Here is a 17,318-nt window from a genome sequence, read left to right as displayed (position 1 = left end):
CTCGCGGGACGATGCTTCGCATCGCCGCGAGAACCATGAAGGCCCCTCAGCTGCATCTCGGCCTTCATCCTTCGAGACGCGCGCAAGAGCGCGCGCCTCAGGATGAGGGTCTGCGTCAGGCTATTTCGCAAACGATCTCAACGGCGGCAGGTGCAGCGCCCACGCATCGACCTTGTCGCTGGCGCGGGGATAGATTTCCGTCACGATCGGATCATGGCCGGGAATGAATCGATCAGGGTGACCGGCGAGGCGCTCGATGGTCTCCCAGCCTTGCGCCATATCGCCGACATTGTAGACGATCGGGAACGGGCTCTTGCGCTGGAGATTGGCGTAGTAATGCGCGGCATCGGACGCCAGCACCACCGGTCCGCGCGCGGTCTCGACCCTCACCACCTGCAAGCCGTCGGAATGGCCGCCGACGCGGTGCACGGTGACGCCGGGCGCGACTTCGCCATCGCCGGAATAGAAGATGACGCGCTCGCCATAGACGTGGCGCACCATCTGCGTGACGTGCTCGACCGAGAACGGATGGCGCAAGAGGCCGTTGCACATGCAGCGGCCGGTCGCGTAGGCCATCTCGCGCTCCTGGAGATGGAAGCGCGCATGCGGGAAGCGATCGAGATTGCCGGCGTGGTCGTAATGCAGATGCGTCACGATGACGTCGCGAATCGCGGCCGCGGCGACGCCGAAGCGCTCCAGCGCGTCGACCGGATTGAGCGTCAGCTTGCGCGCCCGCGCGCTCGCCTCCTCGGCGTTGAAGCCGGTGTCGACCAGGATGTCGCGACCGTGCCCTCGGATCAGCCAGACGAAATAGTCGAGATCCTGCGCCGCGCTGTCATGCGGGTCGGGCACGAGGAAGTTCATGTGGGGGGTGCGCGGCGACATTGTCGCATAGCGCAGTGCGTAGATCTCGTAAACGTTTCCCATGACTCTGCTCTTTGTTTTGCTTTTTTCTGAGTGGACCTGCGGAGACGAGCCGGCGGACCAAGCCATTGTCCGCCGCAAAGGTCAAACACCTGAAGTTGCGGCTACCGCTGTCCTGCAATGTGAGACCAATCACATTTTAGTCGCCCTGGCTGTCCTAACGTCCCGCGGACAGGATCGAGCCAGATCGCATCGGGTGCAACCATGACAGCCTCCTTATTCCCCTCGCAGCGCGGCCATGCCTTGCGGTCGATCGTCGCGATAAAGTCGAATCTCCAAGCGGTTGACGCCCCCCATCCCGGGTCTGATAATGCATGGAGCGAAAGTTAAGGTCGCCGCGGCGCAAGCTGGGAACGGTGCCTTTTTGGCTGGACCGCGCTGATTATGAAAATTCGCTTCCTTTTTCTGCTGCCTTTGCTGATCTCGCTTGTTCCGACTGCCCCGTCACTTGCGGCTGGGGACCGCTTTGCGCTGGTGATCGGCAACGCCAAATATCCGGATGCGGATGCCCCGCTGAAGGAACCGATCAATGACGCGCGCGACGTCGCCGACGAGCTCAAGCGCGACGGCTTTTCCGTCGAGATTGGCGAGAACCTGACCGGCGACGGGATGCGCCGCGCCCTCGACAAGCTCTACGGCAAGATCAAGCCGGGCTCGGTCGCGCTGGTGTTCTTCAGCGGTTTCGGCATCCAGTCCGCGCGTCAGAGCTACATGCTGCCGGTCGATGCGCAGATCTGGACCGAATCCGACGTGCGCCGCGATGGTTTCAGCCTGGAGACCGTGCTCGGCGAACTCAACACCCGCGGCGCCGGCGTCAAGATCGCGCTGATCGACGCCTCCAGGCGCAACCCCTTCGAGCGCCGGTTCCGCAGCTTCTCGGCCGGCCTGACCCCGGTGATCGCACCGAATGGCACGCTGGTGATGTATTCGGCCGCACTGGCCTCTGTGGTCTCGGACGCCGGTGGCGAGCACAGCCTGTTCGTCCAGGAACTGCTGAAGGAAATCCGCGTCCCCGACCTGATGGCCGAGGAGACGCTGAACCGCACCAAGATGGGCGTCACCCGCGCCTCGCGTGGCGAGCAGGTGCCGTGGATATCCTCTTCATTGGCTGAAGATTTCTCGTTCATTCCGGGGGCCGGCGGATCGCGTCCGTCAACGACGCCGCCACCCGCGCCGCCGGCCGTGGTCGCCAACAACCCGCCGCCAGCACCACCCGCGCCGCCGACACCGCCTCCACCGCCGAAGCCGGCCGACACGGCTGCGGCTCCTGCACCTCCTCCCGCTCCCCCTGCGCCCGCACCGGCTGCCTCGCCGAAGCCGCAGGTCGAGGCCGCCCTGCCGCCACCGCCGCCGCCCGTGAAGCCGGTTGATCCCGGTCCCGCGTCGAGCACGGACAGCGGACCGAGCCCCGCCGTGCTGGCTGACGACCCCACGATCAAGAGCCTGACGGCCAAGATTGCCGCCAATCCGGACGACGTGAACGCGCTGTACCGGCGTGGCCAGGTCTATGCCAGCAAGGGCGCCTACAACCTCGCCATCAAGGATTTCGACGATACGCTCCGCATCAACGCGAAGGACGTCGAGGCACTGAACAATCGCTGCTGGACCCGCACCGTGGTCGGCGATCTCCAGGGCGCGCTCAAGGATTGCAACGAGGCGCTGCGGCTGCGGCCGAACTTCGTCGATGCGCTGGACAGCCGCGGGCTCGTCAACCTGAAATCGGGTGCGGTCAAGAACGCCATCGCCGATTTCGACGCGGCCCTGAGGATCAACCCGCGCCTGACGTCCTCGCTCTACGGACGCGGCCTCGCCAAGCAGCGCAACGGGTCCGCTCAGGAAGGCGCGCTCGACATCGCCAATGCCAAGGCGATGGATCCAAACATCGTTCAGGAATTCGCAAGCTACGGAGTGCGTTGATATTTTTTTGGGTTGAGGCAGCAGACGCCTCGAACCTTCAACAGCCCAAGGAAGACTAATGGGCGGATGCCGCAAGGGGGCCTTTCCCGAGGGCTTGTTGCAGGAATTTGGAAATGCGCGAGCTGGCTGCGCAGGAGGGACTGCTATGAAATTGGCTGCAAAGGGACTGACCGCGATCCTGTCCATCATCACCATCGGCGCCGCTCTGTCGCTGCCGACTTCGCCCGCCTTCGCGGGCGACGAAAGTAACAGCAAGAACGTCACCGAGGACGAGATCGTCCGCGCACTCGCGCCGCCGCCGAAGAAGCCTTTGACCCGCGGCCTCTCGATCGCCCCGCAGGCCGATCCCGCGCCGAACGCGGCGGAGACCAAGCTGATCCAGTCCGTGCGCGGCCGCTCGACACGCTCGCTGTCGTCGACCGAGCGCGAGGAAATCGCCTCAGTCGCCAAGGACAAGCCGAACATCGATCTCGAGATCACGTTCGACTACAACTCCGCCAATATCAGCGCCAAATCGATGCCTTCGGTGCAGGCGCTCGGTCGCGCGCTGACCAGCCCCGACCTGAAGGGCTCAACCTTCGTGGTCGCCGGTCACACCGACGCCGCCGGCGGCGAAGCCTACAACCAGGACCTTTCGGAGCGCCGCGCGGATTCGATCAAGCGCTACCTCGTCGACAAGTACGGCATCTCGGCGACCGACCTCGTCACCGTCGGCTATGGCAAGAGCAAGCTGAAGGATCCGAGCCAGCCGATGGCGGAGGTCAACCGCCGCGTGCAGGTGGTCAACATGGAAAACAAGACCACCGCATCGAAGTAAGCACGACGCAATCCTTTGCAGTGACACGTCGTGATGTGGTGTAACGTCTCGCTTCCAAAGCGCGTCCCGCAGCCTTGCGGGACGCCGCTTTATTTCAGGGAAACGCTCTCGATAGGCCTCGTACGGACGGCCGTGAGCCAGGCCAGGGTGATCCGGCGATGAACCTTTCCGCATATCTCAAGCCGGCCGGAACGGTGGCGTTCGTCGTCGCGCTTGGCATCGGCTATTATCTGTTCGAGCATCGGCGCCGCCCCGAGGCGAAGGAAACGCCAGGCGAGGCGCTCGTCATCGTGACGAAGTCGACCAATGCCTGCTTCTCCGACCTCGTGCGGGTGACCGGCTTCTTCGTGCCGCGCCGCGAGGCCGTGGTCGTCGCCGACCAGGAAGGCTCGCGGGTCACGGACCTCTTCGTCACCGAAGGCACCACTGTCACCGACAATCAGGAGCTGGCGCGCCTGACCGCGCCACCGCAGATCCCGGGCCAGCCGCAGCGCCCCGGCTCGCAAGGCCCGATCTCGCTGAAGGCGCCCGCGCCGGGCCTCGTCACCGAGGTCCGCACCATCGTCGGCGCGCCTGCCTCGCCGCAGGCCGGCCCGGTGTTCCGCATCGCCGTCAACAACGAGATCGAGCTCGACGCCCAGGTCCCGGCGGTTCACATGCCCAAGCTGAGCTCCGGCGCGACCGTGCGCATCAGCCGCGACGACGCGCCCGATCTGATCGGCCGAGTCCGGCTGGTTGCGCCCGAAATCGACCGCACGACCCAGCTCGGGCGCGTCCGCATCAGCGTCACCAACAATCCCTCGCTGAAGGTCGGCGTATTCGCGCGCGCCTCGATCGACGCCAAGCGAAGCTGCGGCGTCTCGATCCCCAAGACCGCGATCGACCATCTCACCGTGCAAGTCGTCAAAGGCAATATTGTCGAGACGCGCAAGGTGCGGGTCGGACTGTCGTCCGACAGCGCGACGGAAATCCTGGAAGGGCTCGAGGTCGGCGAAATCGTCGTCGCCGACGCCGGCTCTTCGCTCCATGATGGCGACCAGATCAAAACCATGTTCGCCGATGAACTCGATCGCACGCGGGTACGCTGATGGCTCTTAATATCTCGGCATGGTCGATACGTCATCCGCTGCCGTCTGTCGTCTTTTCGATCATCCTGCTGGTTCTCGGCTGGACCTCCTTCACCAAACTCGCGATCACACGGCTGCCGTCGGCCGACATCCCCGTGATCTCGGTTGCGGTCTCGCAGTTCGGCGCAGCGCCAGCCGAGCTCGAATCCCAGGTCACCAAGACGGTTGAAGACGCGGTCTCCGGCGTCGAGGGCGTGCGGCACATCACCTCTTCGATCACCGATGGCCTGTCGGTCACCACGATCCAGTTTGCGCTGGAGACCAACACGGATCGCGCGCTCAACGACGTCAAGGACGCGGTGACGCGCGTGCGCTCCAACCTGCCGCAGAACGTCACCGAGCCGCTGATCCAGCGCGTCGACGTCATCGGTCTGCCGATCGTCACCTATGCCGCGATCTCGCCCGGCAAGACGCCTGAGCAGCTCTCCTATTTCGTCGACGACGTGGTCAAGCGCGCGCTGCAAGGCGTGCGCGGCGTCGCCCAGGTCGAGCGCATCGGCGGTGTCGAGCGCGAGATCCTGGTCTCGCTGGATCCCGACCGTTTGCAGGCGATGGGGCTGACCGCGGTCAATGTCAGCCAGAGCCTGCGCGGCACCAACGTCGACGTCGCCGGCGGCCGCGCCGAGATCGGCAAGAACGACCAGGCCATCCGCACGCTCGCCGGCGCCAAGACGCTGGGCGATCTTGCCGGCACCATGATCCCGCTGTTCGGCGGCGGCGAGGTCCGGCTCGACGATCTCGGCACTGTCACCGACACCATCGCCGACCGCCGCACCTTCGCCCGATTCAACGGCGAGCCGGTGGTCGCGCTCGGCATCAAGCGCTCCAAGGGCGCCAGCGATGTGAAGGTGGCCGAGGCCGTGCAGAAGCGCATCGACGCGCTCAAGACTGCCTATCCCGACGTCGATCTGAAGCTGATCGACACCTCGGTCGAATATACCAAGGGCAATTACCACGCGGCGATCTCGACCCTGTTCGAAGGCGCCATCCTCGCCGTCGTCATCGTGCTCCTATTCCTGCGCGACCTGCGCGCGACCATCATCGCCGCGATCTCGCTGCCGTTGTCGATCTTCCCGGCGTTCTGGGCGATGGACCTGCTCGGCTTCTCGCTCAACCTCGTCAGCTTCCTCGCCATCACGCTGTCGACAGGTATTCTGGTCGACGATGCCATCGTCGAGATCGAGAACATCGTCCGGCACATGAATATGGGCAAGTCGCCCTATCGTGCCGCGTTAGAGGCCGCCGACGAGATCGGTCTCGCGGTGATCGCGATCTCGCTGACCATCATCGCGATCTTCGCACCCGCGAGCTTCATGTCGGGCATCGCCGGGCAGTTCTTCAAGCAGTTCGGCATCACCGTTTCGGTGCAAGTGTTCTTCTCGCTGCTCGCGGCCCGCTTCGTCACTCCGGTGCTGGCCGCCTACTTCCTCAAGCACAGTTCGCATGAGGAGCCGCCGCCCGGCCGCATTTTGCGGTCCTATCATGGAATCGTGGCCTGGTCGGTGAGGCACTATTTCATCACGGTGCTGATCGGACTCGGCATCTTCGCCGCCTCGATCTGGAGCATCACGCTGCTGCCGCAGGGCTTCCTGCCGGCGCAGGACAGCGCCCGCTCGCTGCTTGCGCTCGAGCTGCCGCCGGGCACTCAGCTCGCCTATACCGAAAAGGTCACCGAAGACATCGTCGCGCGCCTGCGCAAGCGGCCCGAGGTGAAGAGCATCTTCGTCGACGGCGGGCGCGTCCCGCCGGGCACCCAGGAAGTCCGGCGCGCCGCCCTGATCATCAACTACACGCCCAAGGACAGCCGCGACATCACTCAGCGCGAGCTCGAGTTCTCGATCAGCCAGGAGCTGGAGAACGTTCCCGACATCCGCTTCTGGTTCCTTGACGAGAACGGCCTGCGCGCGATCTCGCTGGTGGTGACCGGTGTCGATCCCAACATCGTCAACAACGTCGCGAGCGAGCTTGCGACGCAGATGAAGCGTATTCCCACCATCTCCAACGTGATCTCGGAAACCTCGCTGGAGCGGCCCGAGCTGCGCATCGAGCCGCGCGCCGATCTCGCGGCGCGGCTCGGCGTCTCGACCGAAAGCCTGTCGCAGACCATCCGCGTCGCCACCATCGGCGACGTCGGGCCTGCACTCGCCAAGTTCGACGTCGGCGACCGCCTGGTGCCGATCCGCGTTCAGCTCGAGGATGCCGCGCGCGGCAATCTGAAGACGCTCGAGCAGCTCCGCGTGCCGCTCGGCGAGCACGGCGAGAAGGGCGGCGTGCCGCTCTCGGTCATCGCCGACGTCAAGCTCGACCAGGGCCCGACCAGTATCAACCGCTACGATCGTGAGCGACAGGCGACCGTCGCGGCCGACCTCGTTGGCTCCGCCGCGCTCGGCGATGCCACCAAGAAGATCTACGAGCTGCCGGTGATGAAGAGTCTGCCGAAAGGCGTGAAAGTCTCACCCTCCGGCGACGCCGAAAGCCTGAACGAATTGTCCGACGGTTTTGCGACCGCGATCACGGCCGGCCTGATGATGGTCTACGCCGTGCTGGTGCTGCTGTTCGGCACCTTCCTGCAGCCGATCACCATCCTGTTCTCGCTGCCGCTCTCGATCGGCGGCGCGATCGCCGCCTTGCTCGTCACCGGCAAGCAGCTCACCACGCCGGTGTGGATCGGCATCCTGATGTTGATGGGCATCGTCACCAAGAACGCGATCATGCTGGTGGAATTCGCCATCGAATCCATTCACGCCGGCAAGCCGCGCGAGGAGGCCATGATCGATGCCGGCATGAAGCGCGCCCGCCCGATCGTGATGACCACGATCGCGATGGCCGCGGGCATGATGCCGAGCGCGCTCGCGGTCGGCGCCGGCGGCGAGTTCCGCTCACCGATGGCGCTCGCGGTGATCGGCGGCCTGATCTTCTCGACCATCCTGTCGCTGGTGTTCGTGCCGGCAATGTTCATGGTGATGGACGATTTCGGCGCCCTGATCTGGCGTTTTGCCAAGCGGCTGATCGTGCACAGCGAGGATGCGGAGACCACGGAGCATCATGGAGCGGCGCCAGCGGAAGCGGGGCCAACGCCAAAGAAAATCGTGCACCCGGCGGCGGAGTAGATATTTCCCCGCGATAGCGGGCTCGACATGCGCAGGTGAAGTGTTATCTTTTGAGCATGAACCTCGTAAGCCGCACGCTTGAAATCGACGTTGACACTGATGCCCGTCTCAGGGAGATCGCCTCTGAGCGCGGCAAGGATGTTGCAACGGTGCTCGCCGAGGCCGTCGCGCTGCTGGATTCAGTCATCGACCTTTCAGGTCCGGATCTCGCAGAGGATCGCGATCGCTATGAGGAATTCAAGCGCACCGGACTTGCCGTGCCCCTCGACGACGTCAAAGCATGGGTGGCAAGCTGGGGTTCAGCCAACGAGCTGCCTCGCCCACAACCACGCAAGATCAAATGATCCTGCTTTCGCCGGCCGCTCTGGAGGATATTGAGCGGCTGCGAAGCTTCCTTGACGCAGTCAACCCCGAAGCCGCGACACGTGCCCTGCGATTAATCTGGACAGCCATCGATCGGCTGTCGGAATTCCCATCCCTTGGCAAACCAACGGAGGATGACAGCATCCGCCAGATTATCGTCCGGTTCGGTTCTTCCGGTTACATCGTGCGATACGTCATTGTTGAGGAGTCGGGCGATATTCTCATCACTCGGCTCTGGCACGGTCGTGAGGAACGCACCTGAAGTCTCTACTCGTTCCGCGCGATCGCGGTCAGCTTGGTCATGTTCCGCAGCAATATCCGGCCGCGCTGGAGATCCAGGATCGCCTCCTTGCGCCAGGCCTGAAGCTGGCGGTTGACGCTTTCGCGGGCGGCGCCGACGAAGACGCCGAGCTGCTCCTGCGAGATGTGCACCTCGGAGCCGAAATCGGCGGCGAGCGCGCAGAGCCGCCGCGCCAGCCGCACCGGCAGCGGCTGCAGCATGGATTCCTCCATGCGCTCGCTCTGCCAGCGGATGCGCTGGCAGAGCAGCGCGATGATCTTGATCGCGACCTTTGGCTCGCGCTCGAGGAAACCGAGGAAATCTTCGCGGCGCAGCACGAACAATTCGCTCGCCTCACCTGCGGTAGCATCCGCCGTGCGGCTCTGGCCGTCCAGCACCGCGACCTCGCCGAACAGGTCGCCCGGCCCCATGAAGTTCAGCGTCAGCCGGCTGCCGTCGGAGGCGCCGGTCTCGATGCGGACCTGGCCGCGGCGCACGCCAAACAGCGCGTTTCCGGGATCGCCTTTCTGAAACAGCACCTCGCCGCTCCCCAGATGCTGGGTGTGGCAGAGATTGGACAGCCGCTGGAGTTCGTCCGCGCCGAGATCCGCGAACATCGCGTTCATCTTCAGGATGACCGCAAATTCGGCCTGCTTGCTCATTTCAATGTCCTCGTCAATTTACTCGTGAATGTCCTTGGCAAATCGCTTGGAACCATCAACATCAGGATCGCGTAAAACCGCGCCGGAGAAGTGTGTCATAAGTCACATAACTTTGCAGCACCCCCCGACTATTTTTGCGCGCTTGGAGCCGCTTCCCGTCCCGGGATAAACTCAGGCACAAAAGACGGGCGCAAAGGACGGTTAATCCGCCGGGTTCGCTGCCGATCGTCCGTCGTTGGGAAGTCGACATGAGAGCACTGAAATTCGCCGGCGCGGCTTTGGCTGTCGTCATCATCGCGATCGCGGTCCTGCTGGTGGTCGGAATCCCGTCCGGCTTCCTGACCTCGACGATTGCCGCGCGGGTCGAGAGCGCGACCGGCTATCGCCTGTCGATCGACGGCACTACCAAGATCAGCCTGTGGCCGACGCTGAACGTCACCCTGAACGACCTCACGCTGCAAGACCCGAAGGACCGCAGCGGCATCACGCGCCTGACGGTCGACAGCGTGCAGGCCGACATGTCGCTCTCCAGCGTGTGGTCGGGCCGGCCTGCGATCAGCGAGCTCGTCGTCACCCATCCCGTGCTCTACCAGCCGTTGCTGCGTGAGCGCCTGCCGAATGCCGGCACCGCGTCGAAGCCGCTCGCACTTGACACGAGCGGTGCGACCATCGACCGCGTCAAGGTCATCGACGGCGAGGTGGCATTCGCGCGGATACGCGATCGCGTCGAGGGCCGCATCAGCGCCATCAATGCCGATGCCGTCGTTGGCGGCGACCGCAAGGTCAACATCACCGGCACCGCGCGCGTCGGCGAGCACCCGACCAAGTTCGATATCAAGGCAACCCCACCGACGGCGCCCGGCGACCGGCCGACGATTCCGGTCGACTTCGCCATCGACATGCCTGACGTGCTGAAATCCCAGCTCGCAGGTCACGCCGAGATGCGGCTGAGCGGCGATGTCGTGATGATCAACGGCGTGAACGGCAGGCTCGGCGACGGCGCCTTCAACGGCTGGGCTTCGGTCGACATCGCGAGCAAGCCGCTGGTCAAGGTCGATCTCGACTTCCAGCGGCTCGCGATTCCGCTGGCGAAATCGCCGGAAGGCACGGCCGGACAACCCTGGAGCAATGCGCCGATCGACGTCTCCGGGCTCAATTATGTCGATGCGCAAGTCAGGATCTCCGCGAACGAAGCCGTGATCGGCGATGCCCATCTTTCGCCGCTCGCGCTCGATGCAAAACTCGCCGGCGGCGTACTGAAGGCCGGCACCGCCAATCTCGGCGCCTATGGCGGCCAGGTCTCGGGCGAGGTGATCCTGGATGCGACCACCGGCGCGCCGAGCTTTGCCATGCATTCCGATCTCGTCGGCGTGCGCGCGCGGCCGCTGCTGCAGGGCCTTGCCGAATTCGACCGGATCGACGGCAAGTTGCAGGCCAAGCTCGCTTTGCGCAGCGCCGGCACTAGCCAGCGCGCGCTGATGGCGAACATGCAGGGCACGGCCTTCGTCAATTTTCAGGACGGCGCGATCCGCGGCATCAACGTTGCGCAGATGATCCGCTCGCTGACCACAGGCACGCTGTCCGGCTGGCAAGAAAGCCAGGACCCCGGCCAGGAGCAGAGCACGGACCTGTCGCAGCTTTCGGCCTCGTTCCGCATCGACAAGGGCCAGGCGGTGACGACCGATCTCAATCTGATCGGACCGCTGGTGCGCGTGACCGGCGCCGGCACCATCGCCCTCGACACCAAGATGATGGGCTTCCGCGTCGAGCCCAAGCTCGTGATGACGACCGAGGGCCAGGGCCGCACCTCCGATCCGGTCGGCTTCGGCATTCCCGTGATGATCCAGGGCACCTGGTCGCAGCCGCGGATCTATCCAGACATGGCCGGTGTGCTGGACAATCCGGACGCCGCCTATGCCAAGCTGCGCGAGATGGGCAAGGGCCTGTTCGGCCCTGATGGCGCCGGGCTCGGCAATATCCTGGGCAGCCTCGGGTTGGGCGGCACCACGCCGGGCGGCGGCAACGCGACCGGCAATGCCAATCCGCAAGGTCAGCAGCCGGGACAGAACAATCTGCTCGGCGGTCCCTTGGGCGAAGCCATCGGCAATCTGATCCAGCAGGGGCTTTCCAGCGGCGCGGGATCCAACACCGGCGCCGGCCGCAGCCGCAGCCTGCCGGCGACGCCATCCACGCCGGCCCCACAGGCCTCACCTTCCGGTCCAGCTCCGGAGGACCCGCCAGTCGCGCAGCAGGACAGTCAGCCAATGAACGACGTGCTGCGGCAGCTCTTCAATCGATGAGGGGCGGACCAACGCGCAGGCTGCGGCAATTCAACCGCTTTTCCACCTGCCCCTTTGTCACCGCTTCTGGCGTCCATAGCGGGTAACCACAACGGCGGCTCGGCCGGCCGCTCGGCAATCCCCTGGCCCAAATTGTGGTAGAACGGGCTCGAAAGGGCCCGTACGGCCGGCAGCGCGCAGCGTCAATGGCAGCGCGAGAGGATCGGGATGGCAGGAGCGAACGACAAGACACGGTTTCTGCGCGAGGGCCTGTTCGCCAAATATGTCGTCTCCCTCGTCGGCCTCGTCGTGTTCGTGCTCGCCGTCAACGGCGCGATGGAGACCTGGATCTCCTACCGCGCCACCCGGACGTCGCTGACCGACGGGCTGGAGGACAAGGCGCAAGGCGCCGCGCGGCGGATCGAGCAATCGATCTCGGAGCTCGAGCGTCAGATCAGCTGGGTGACGCGGGCGAGCCAGGACACGCTCGAAAAGCGCCGTGCCGACTACGCCTCGCTCCTGCACCAGGTCTCAGTCGTCAACCAACTGTTCCAGCTCAATGGCGAGGGCCGCGAGGTGCTGCGCGTCTCGCGCCAGTCGACCACGACCGGGAGCAATGCCGACCTCTCCCGCGACATGCGCTTCACCGACACCGTCGCCCGCGGCGTCAGCTACGCGCCGGCCTGGTTCGCCGACCGGACCCCGTTGATGTCGATCTCGGTGGCGCATTCCGGCTTCAACGCCGGCGTCACGGTCGCCGAGATCGATCTCAGCTTCCTCTCCGACTTCCTGTCCGACGCCCAGGTCGGCAAGGCCGCGTTCGCCTATGTGGTCGATCCGCGCGGCCGCGTGCTGGCGACATCCTCGAAAGGGCCCGACATCGGCAAGGACCTGTCGAAGCTGCCGCAGGTCGCGGCCGCGATCGCGCCCGGCCGCGAGCCGGATACGTCGGGCACCGACTTCAACGGCCATGCGGTGATGAGCGCCGCGAGCACGGTGCCGAAGCTCGGCTGGAGCGTGCTGTTCGAGCAGCCGACCACGCAGGCCCTGATGCCGATCCGCGACCAGCTGGTGCGCATCGCGCTGCTGATCGGCATGGGTCTGATGGTCGCGATCCTCGCCGGCACGCTGCTCGCCCGCCGCATGATCATCCCGATCACGGCGCTGCGCGACGGCGCGCACAAGCTCGGCGAGGGCGATTTCAGCCACCGCATCGACGTCCATACCTCCGACGAACTGGAAGACCTCGCCGGCCAGTTCAACCGCATGGCCGATCAGATCCAGGAGACCTATTCGAACCTGGAGACCAAGGTCGAGGAGCGCACCCGCGATCTCGCGCAGTCGATCCACGAGCTCAAGGTGCTGGAAGAGGTCGGCCGCGCGGTCGCCTCCTCGCTCGATCTCAATGCCGTGCTGCCGACGATCGCGGCCCGCGCCATCGAGATCACCCGTGCCGATGCCGTGCTGATCTACGGCTATGACGCGGAAGCGCGCCGCTTCAACCTGGTCGAGGCCAATGGCATCGGCAAATCGGCCGAGGGCGCGCATGTCGTCACCATCGACGAAGGCGAGAACATCCTGAGCGATTCGGCAGGGAGCGGCGAGCCGATCGCGCTGGCCGATCTCGACGATGCCACCGAGCAGCCGCTGCGCGACGCCGCGATCAATGCCGGCTTCCACGCGGTGCTGGTGGTGCCGCTGGTCGATCAGCAGGGCACGCTCGGCTCGCTGGTGGTGCTGCGCCGTGCCAGCGGCGCATTCGCCCCCAGCATCATCGGCCTGATGCGTACCTTCGCCAACCAGGCGGTGCTGGCGATGCGCAATGCGCGGCTGTTCACCGAGGTCGACCACAAGAGCCACGCGCTGGAGGCTGCGAACGAGACCGTGCGCGCCCAGGCTGACAAGCTGCGCGAGCAGACCGAGCAGCTCAAGGACTGGAACAAGTCGCTGGAGGCGCGCGTCAAGACCCAGCTCGGCGAGATCGAGCGCATCCGCAAGCTCGAGCGTTTCCTGGCGCCGCAGGTCGCGCAGCTGATCGCCTCCTCAGACAGCCCCGAGGGGCTGCTCACCAGCCAACGCCGCGAGGTGACCGTGGTGTTCTGCGACCTGCGCGGCTTCACCGCGTTCACGGAAGCGACCGAGCCGGAAGAGGCGATGAACGTGCTGCGCGAATATCACGCGGCGCTCGGCAAGCTGATCTTCAAATATGAGGGCACGCTCGACAAATATGCCGGCGACGGCGTGATGATCCTGTTCAACGCGCCGATTCAATTCGAGGACCACATCCAGCGCGCGGTGAAGATGGCGGTGGAGATGCGCGACACCATCGGCCCGCTGACCGAGCGCTGGCGCAACCGCGGACATAGCCTCGGCTTCGGCATCGGCATTGCGCTCGGCTACGCGACGCTCGGTCAGGTCGGCTTCGAGCAGCGGCTGGAATATGCCGCAATCGGCAGCGTCACCAACCTCGCCTCCCGCCTCTGCGGCGAGGCCAAGCCCAACCAGATCGTGGTGAGCCGCCGCGTCTACGGCATGGTCGAACCGTGGGTCGAAGCCCGCGCCCTCGACGATCTCCAGCTCAAGGGCTTCAATCACCCCGTGCTCGCGATGGAGATCCTGTCCTGGCGCGAGGAAGTGGCGAACGTGGTGGATGCCGCAGCGGCACGGCGGCGCGGGTAACCAAAACAAAAAAGTCGAAAAACAACCCCATGCACAGTAGGCGGGGTCTGTGAGATCAATGAGTTAGACGGGTCTCGCGCGGGTGTTGGCGTGATTTGACATGATCGGGCGCTCAGGCTGATCGCGCAGATGCGTAAAATTCCAGATCTTGGCGACGTGAGTCTGGGCGTTCACGGTGCGCTCCCGAGAAACGGATTGACGATGGTGAGCCCGCCGATGCTGCGGCCGTGTTGCAGGTCTTCGCTGTAGAGCGTGTCGCAGCCGGCCTCGACCGCCGCAGCGACGATCAGCGCGTCATAAAAGGCAAGGGTGTGACCGCTGGCAAGCGCAAGCGCCGCGGCGTGCGTGTGTGATGTCAGCGGCAAGATGTCGGGAAAGCGAAAGCGGAGGGACTGCATAGCTGCCTCGATCATTGGCCAATCCTGCTTCTGCTTCTTACGCAACACGTTGGTGAACTCGTTGAGCACCTGCGCGCTGATGACACCACCGCCAGCAATCGTGTTCAGCGCTCGCTGGCGCTTTGTGTCGGTCGAATAGGCGTAGATCAGAATATTGCTGTCGAAGAAGGCGCTCACCGCTCGTTCGCCTCATCGCGATCGAACTTGTAGCCTTCGGGCAGGGGAAACTGGAACTGCTCCACCTGCCTGAGAAATTCCGCTCGCTTGTCGATCTTCTCTACTGCGAGCCGGCCCTTCGAGGCCTCCACCACGTTGAGCTCGTCGCCGGGCGAAAGATTCAGAGCCTCGACAAGCGCCTTGGGCAGGCGAACCGCCAAGCTATTTCCCCATTTGGAAACGAGCACGGGACCCTCCATGATATACATCAGCTACTGTATATCATAAAACGGATATCATTTCTCCTCAAGAGGCCTGCAGCCGATGCCTTCGACTTGGGAGGCGCGCCGGCGAAGCCGAGGATCTCGCGCAATTCACCCTCCCACGAACCATATCCCGCGTCCCTGCGACCAATCCTCGCTTCGCGAAAATCCGGATGGAGACGACCTGTGGCGTTTGCCTTGCCTTCGCGTGCTTATGATTTGCAGATGCTGGACCGTCCCGCCGACCGTGCGTGCGATCATGGTTGGGTCTATGGGCTGCCGCCGGGTATCACATCCAAGCAATGGCCGCTCGATCCGGTCAGCGGCTATCCGCTGATGCACGGTTTCACGCTTCTGCTGCCGGAGGATTATCGCGCGCATGGCGCGGACATCGTTGCGGTGTCGTTCTTTGCCACCGCGCCCGATCACAATGACGGCGGCGCGCCCGATGATCCCGAAATCCGCGAGGCCGTGCTGGCGCTATCAGCGCATCCGCGGCTGTCGCGGATGACTGACATCCTCGACTATGAATATGCCGCGCTGCTGCTGACCAAGGCCGAATATGAGGGCGCGTTCGCGAACCCGCCGGCGCCGATTGCACTTGCGACGGCCGAGCGGCCGCGCTGGCTTGACGTCGGCGGCGCCAGCGCCTTCTTCGAGGCCGCGCCGCCTTACGGGCAGAAGATGTTCGCCAGCGCTCCGCGCACTGCTCTCATTGAAAATCGCGCGATTGCCTTGACGCCGCGCGCGAGCGATCCGAACGCCGGCAAGGGCCCTCAGGACGAGCACACACGCGAGAAGGCGCCGACCGGCTATCAGCCCTACTACTATTACGTCGGCGGCGTGCCGGGCCGCGACAATTTCCGCCTGCACGATTGGAGCAAGGACCACGCCCACAATCATCTCGGCGGCACCATGCGGCCGTGCCAGGCGGTGCCGGAGATGAGCCCGTTCTACATCGAGTTCGAGGAATATTTCGGCGGCTACAATTTTGGCGGCGGCAATGCGCAGCTCGACTTCAGGGATATGAAGTTCGACTGGGCGTGCGGGTGATCACGCCCCCCGCTTCGGTCCGATCGCCTCGAAGCCGGCCTTCTGCTCGTCGCTCAGATCGGCCTCGAAATCGTCGAGCGCATCGCTGATGCCGCCGACCGCTTGCAGCATCGTCTCCAGCCGCGCTTTCACGGCGGCGAGGCGGGCCTGCGGTGTCGCGGCGGTTTCCGCCGGGCAGGCGCTCAGCGTCTCCATGGTGCGCAGCGTGGTATCCTGGAGCACCTCAAAGCGGGCGCGGGCGGTCTCGTCGAGCTTGAGCGTGGAAGCGATGTCATTCGCGGGCCATTGCTGCTGCACCAGCTGCTCGTATTGGCGCTGCGCCTTTTCGTCGTAGCGGGGATCGTAGCCCGGCTTGCACGCGGCGGCCGCCTGCGCGTCCTTGGGCTGAGCCGCGGCAAGCGCGGCGCGACGCTCATTGCCGAGCGCATTGAGTCTGGCTTTCTGGTCGTCCTTGAGGAGGCCGACGAATTTCGCAAGCGGCGGCGCGACCGCGTCAATTGCCTTGATCATGGCCTCAAGCCGCTCGCGCATCAGGCCGAGGCGCTCGGCGGCGGTGGCCGGGGCCTGCGCCGGGCAGGCGGCACGGATGGTGTCGCGCGCAGCATTCCAGGCGGATGCGAGCTCGTCGAGCGCGGTGCGCTGCGATTCGTTCGGCGCTACGGCAGCAGTGACGCGTTCGACGGGCAGACCGCCGGTGTCGCTGGCTTCGCAAAGAGTCTCTGCGGACGGGGGCCGCCGCGCGCGCCGGCCTTGCGGCGCGGTGTAGGCGGCAAGCTCCGTGGCCGCATAAGGCGTGAAGATCGCGGCATAGATGTCGCCATAGCCATAGAGCGAGAGGCTGGTGGTGTCGCCGAAGATGATCGCGGTGGTGAGATCGTCATGCGCGAACGGCCAGAACACCGGGCCGACCCAGCCATAGCTGCCATCGGGGTGGCGCCACCAGCCCTGCGGACGGCGACCGCCCTGCCAGCCCGACAGCGCGGCCTGCGCGGTGAGCGCCGCACGCAGGACGTAAGGGTTGGCCCGCTGGCCGTGCTCGGCGCCGCGGGGATCCTGCGACCTCAGCGCGGCTGAGCGGTATCGGCCGCCGCGCACCGCCATGCGGGCTTGGCGCAAGCGCGACAGGCCAATCATGTGGCCGACGGCAAAACGTGCCACGCCGAGCGGACCGCCGCGTAATCCGAACTGGGCCTCGGCCTTGTCAGGTAGCAGCACTGCCCCAAACATGAGGGCAGCAGCACCCGCCAGCGCCAGTCCCATGCGTCCGGACATGAAAACTGACCTGACCAC

At 65.1% G+C, this 17,318-nt stretch carries 14 protein-coding genes; 9 read left to right on the top strand and 5 right to left on the bottom strand.

What is annotated here, in order from left to right; translation table 11 throughout:
• Positions 1 to 120 precede the first annotated feature (120 nt).
• Positions 121 to 927: an N-acyl homoserine lactonase family protein gene (locus tag ACNJX8_RS02375; protein WP_439359427.1), complete on the bottom strand. Its 807-nt coding sequence runs from the start codon at positions 925 to 927 to the stop codon at positions 121 to 123.
• Between the two features lie 381 nt (positions 928 to 1,308).
• Here ACNJX8_RS02375 and ACNJX8_RS02370 point away from each other — a divergent pair, with 381 nt between their 5' ends.
• From ACNJX8_RS02370 to ACNJX8_RS02345, 6 genes are all read left to right on the top strand, one after another.
• Positions 1,309 to 2,841 (top strand): caspase family protein, encoded by a 1,533-nt coding sequence (locus tag ACNJX8_RS02370; protein ID WP_439359426.1) that lies wholly within the window; start codon positions 1,309 to 1,311, stop codon positions 2,839 to 2,841.
• Between the two features lie 145 nt (positions 2,842 to 2,986).
• Positions 2,987 to 3,658: an OmpA family protein gene (locus ACNJX8_RS02365; RefSeq protein WP_249759107.1), complete on the top strand. Its 672-nt coding sequence runs from the start codon at positions 2,987 to 2,989 to the stop codon at positions 3,656 to 3,658.
• A 158-nt stretch (positions 3,659 to 3,816) separates the two neighbouring features.
• Positions 3,817 to 4,746 (top strand): efflux RND transporter periplasmic adaptor subunit, encoded by a 930-nt coding sequence (locus ACNJX8_RS02360; protein ID WP_439359425.1) that lies wholly within the window; start codon positions 3,817 to 3,819, stop codon positions 4,744 to 4,746.
• Positions 4,746 to 7,895, top strand: coding sequence for an efflux RND transporter permease subunit (locus ACNJX8_RS02355; RefSeq protein WP_128942594.1), 3,150 nt, complete (start codon positions 4,746 to 4,748; stop codon positions 7,893 to 7,895). Before ACNJX8_RS02360 ends, ACNJX8_RS02355 begins: the two co-directional genes overlap by 1 nt.
• A gap of 56 nt (positions 7,896 to 7,951) precedes the next feature.
• The gene (locus ACNJX8_RS02350; protein WP_128942620.1) at positions 7,952 to 8,239 is read left to right on the top strand and encodes a hypothetical protein; all 288 of its coding nucleotides are present in this window, start codon (positions 7,952 to 7,954) and stop codon (positions 8,237 to 8,239) included.
• Positions 8,236 to 8,520, top strand: a complete 285-nt coding sequence (locus ACNJX8_RS02345; RefSeq protein WP_128930730.1) for a type II toxin-antitoxin system RelE/ParE family toxin — start codon at positions 8,236 to 8,238, stop codon at positions 8,518 to 8,520. The genes ACNJX8_RS02350 and ACNJX8_RS02345 overlap by 4 nt, the downstream gene beginning before the upstream one ends.
• A 5-nt stretch (positions 8,521 to 8,525) precedes the next feature.
• On the opposite strand, the gene ACNJX8_RS02340 is transcribed toward ACNJX8_RS02345, so the two are convergent.
• Positions 8,526 to 9,200 (bottom strand): Crp/Fnr family transcriptional regulator, encoded by a 675-nt coding sequence (locus ACNJX8_RS02340; RefSeq protein ID WP_128930729.1) that lies wholly within the window; start codon positions 9,198 to 9,200, stop codon positions 8,526 to 8,528.
• 248 nt (positions 9,201 to 9,448) lie between these two features.
• Here ACNJX8_RS02340 and ACNJX8_RS02335 point away from each other — a divergent pair, with 248 nt between their 5' ends.
• Together ACNJX8_RS02335 and ACNJX8_RS02330 are read left to right on the top strand one after the other, a co-directional pair.
• Positions 9,449 to 11,500: an AsmA family protein gene (locus tag ACNJX8_RS02335; RefSeq protein ID WP_439359424.1), complete on the top strand. Its 2,052-nt coding sequence runs from the start codon at positions 9,449 to 9,451 to the stop codon at positions 11,498 to 11,500.
• Between the two features lie 207 nt (positions 11,501 to 11,707).
• Positions 11,708 to 14,158: an adenylate/guanylate cyclase domain-containing protein gene (locus ACNJX8_RS02330; RefSeq protein ID WP_439359423.1), complete on the top strand. Its 2,451-nt coding sequence runs from the start codon at positions 11,708 to 11,710 to the stop codon at positions 14,156 to 14,158.
• A 170-nt stretch (positions 14,159 to 14,328) separates the two neighbouring features.
• On the opposite strand, the gene ACNJX8_RS02325 is transcribed toward ACNJX8_RS02330, so the two are convergent.
• Positions 14,329 to 14,733 carry a PIN domain-containing protein gene (locus ACNJX8_RS02325; RefSeq protein WP_439359422.1) on the bottom strand — a complete coding sequence of 135 codons (405 nt, stop codon included), beginning with the start codon at positions 14,731 to 14,733 and terminating at the stop codon, positions 14,329 to 14,331.
• Positions 14,730 to 14,960 carry an AbrB/MazE/SpoVT family DNA-binding domain-containing protein gene (locus ACNJX8_RS02320; protein WP_091897901.1) on the bottom strand — a complete coding sequence of 77 codons (231 nt, stop codon included), beginning with the start codon at positions 14,958 to 14,960 and terminating at the stop codon, positions 14,730 to 14,732. Before ACNJX8_RS02320 ends, ACNJX8_RS02325 begins: the two co-directional genes overlap by 4 nt.
• Positions 14,961 to 15,200: 240 nt before the next feature.
• On the opposite strand from ACNJX8_RS02320, the gene ACNJX8_RS02315 reads away from it, so the two are divergent.
• On the top strand, positions 15,201 to 16,028 hold the full coding sequence (locus ACNJX8_RS02315; protein WP_439359421.1) for a hypothetical protein: 828 nt from the start codon (positions 15,201 to 15,203) through the stop codon (positions 16,026 to 16,028).
• Here ACNJX8_RS02315 and ACNJX8_RS02310 read toward each other — a convergent pair whose 3' ends face one another.
• Entirely contained in the window at positions 16,029 to 17,300 is a 1,272-nt protein-coding gene (locus ACNJX8_RS02310) for a Spy/CpxP family protein refolding chaperone (RefSeq protein ID WP_439362055.1), read from the bottom strand. It abuts the gene before it with no gap.
• Between the last annotated feature and the right edge of the window lie 18 nt (positions 17,301 to 17,318).

The organism is Bradyrhizobium sp. SPXBL-04 (assembly GCF_051853035.1).
GTDB lineage: Bacteria > Pseudomonadota > Alphaproteobacteria > Rhizobiales > Xanthobacteraceae > Bradyrhizobium > Bradyrhizobium zhanjiangense.
Note: the sequence above shows the minus strand (reverse complement) of the source record. Positions and strands in the feature narration are given on the sequence as shown.

Excerpts from the sequence above, each read along its gene's own strand:
- ACNJX8_RS02360 (WP_439359425.1), top strand. The coding sequence starts at position 3,817 with ATGAACCTTTCCGCATATCTCAAGCCGGCCGGAACGGTGGCGTTCGTC.
- ACNJX8_RS02310 (WP_439362055.1), bottom strand. The coding sequence starts at position 17,300 with ATGTCCGGACGCATGGGACTGGCGCTGGCGGGTGCTGCTGCCCTCATG.
- ACNJX8_RS02330 (WP_439359423.1), top strand. The coding sequence starts at position 11,708 with ATGGCAGGAGCGAACGACAAGACACGGTTTCTGCGCGAGGGCCTGTTC.
- ACNJX8_RS02345 (WP_128930730.1), top strand. The coding sequence starts at position 8,236 with ATGATCCTGCTTTCGCCGGCCGCTCTGGAGGATATTGAGCGGCTGCGA.
- ACNJX8_RS02315 (WP_439359421.1), top strand. The coding sequence starts at position 15,201 with ATGCTGGACCGTCCCGCCGACCGTGCGTGCGATCATGGTTGGGTCTAT.
- ACNJX8_RS02350 (WP_128942620.1), top strand. The coding sequence starts at position 7,952 with ATGAACCTCGTAAGCCGCACGCTTGAAATCGACGTTGACACTGATGCC.
- ACNJX8_RS02375 (WP_439359427.1), bottom strand. The coding sequence starts at position 927 with ATGGGAAACGTTTACGAGATCTACGCACTGCGCTATGCGACAATGTCG.
- ACNJX8_RS02335 (WP_439359424.1), top strand. The coding sequence starts at position 9,449 with ATGAGAGCACTGAAATTCGCCGGCGCGGCTTTGGCTGTCGTCATCATC.
- ACNJX8_RS02370 (WP_439359426.1), top strand. The coding sequence starts at position 1,309 with ATGAAAATTCGCTTCCTTTTTCTGCTGCCTTTGCTGATCTCGCTTGTT.
- ACNJX8_RS02365 (WP_249759107.1), top strand. The coding sequence starts at position 2,987 with ATGAAATTGGCTGCAAAGGGACTGACCGCGATCCTGTCCATCATCACC.
- ACNJX8_RS02355 (WP_128942594.1), top strand. The coding sequence starts at position 4,746 with ATGGCTCTTAATATCTCGGCATGGTCGATACGTCATCCGCTGCCGTCT.
- ACNJX8_RS02340 (WP_128930729.1), bottom strand. The coding sequence starts at position 9,200 with ATGAGCAAGCAGGCCGAATTTGCGGTCATCCTGAAGATGAACGCGATG.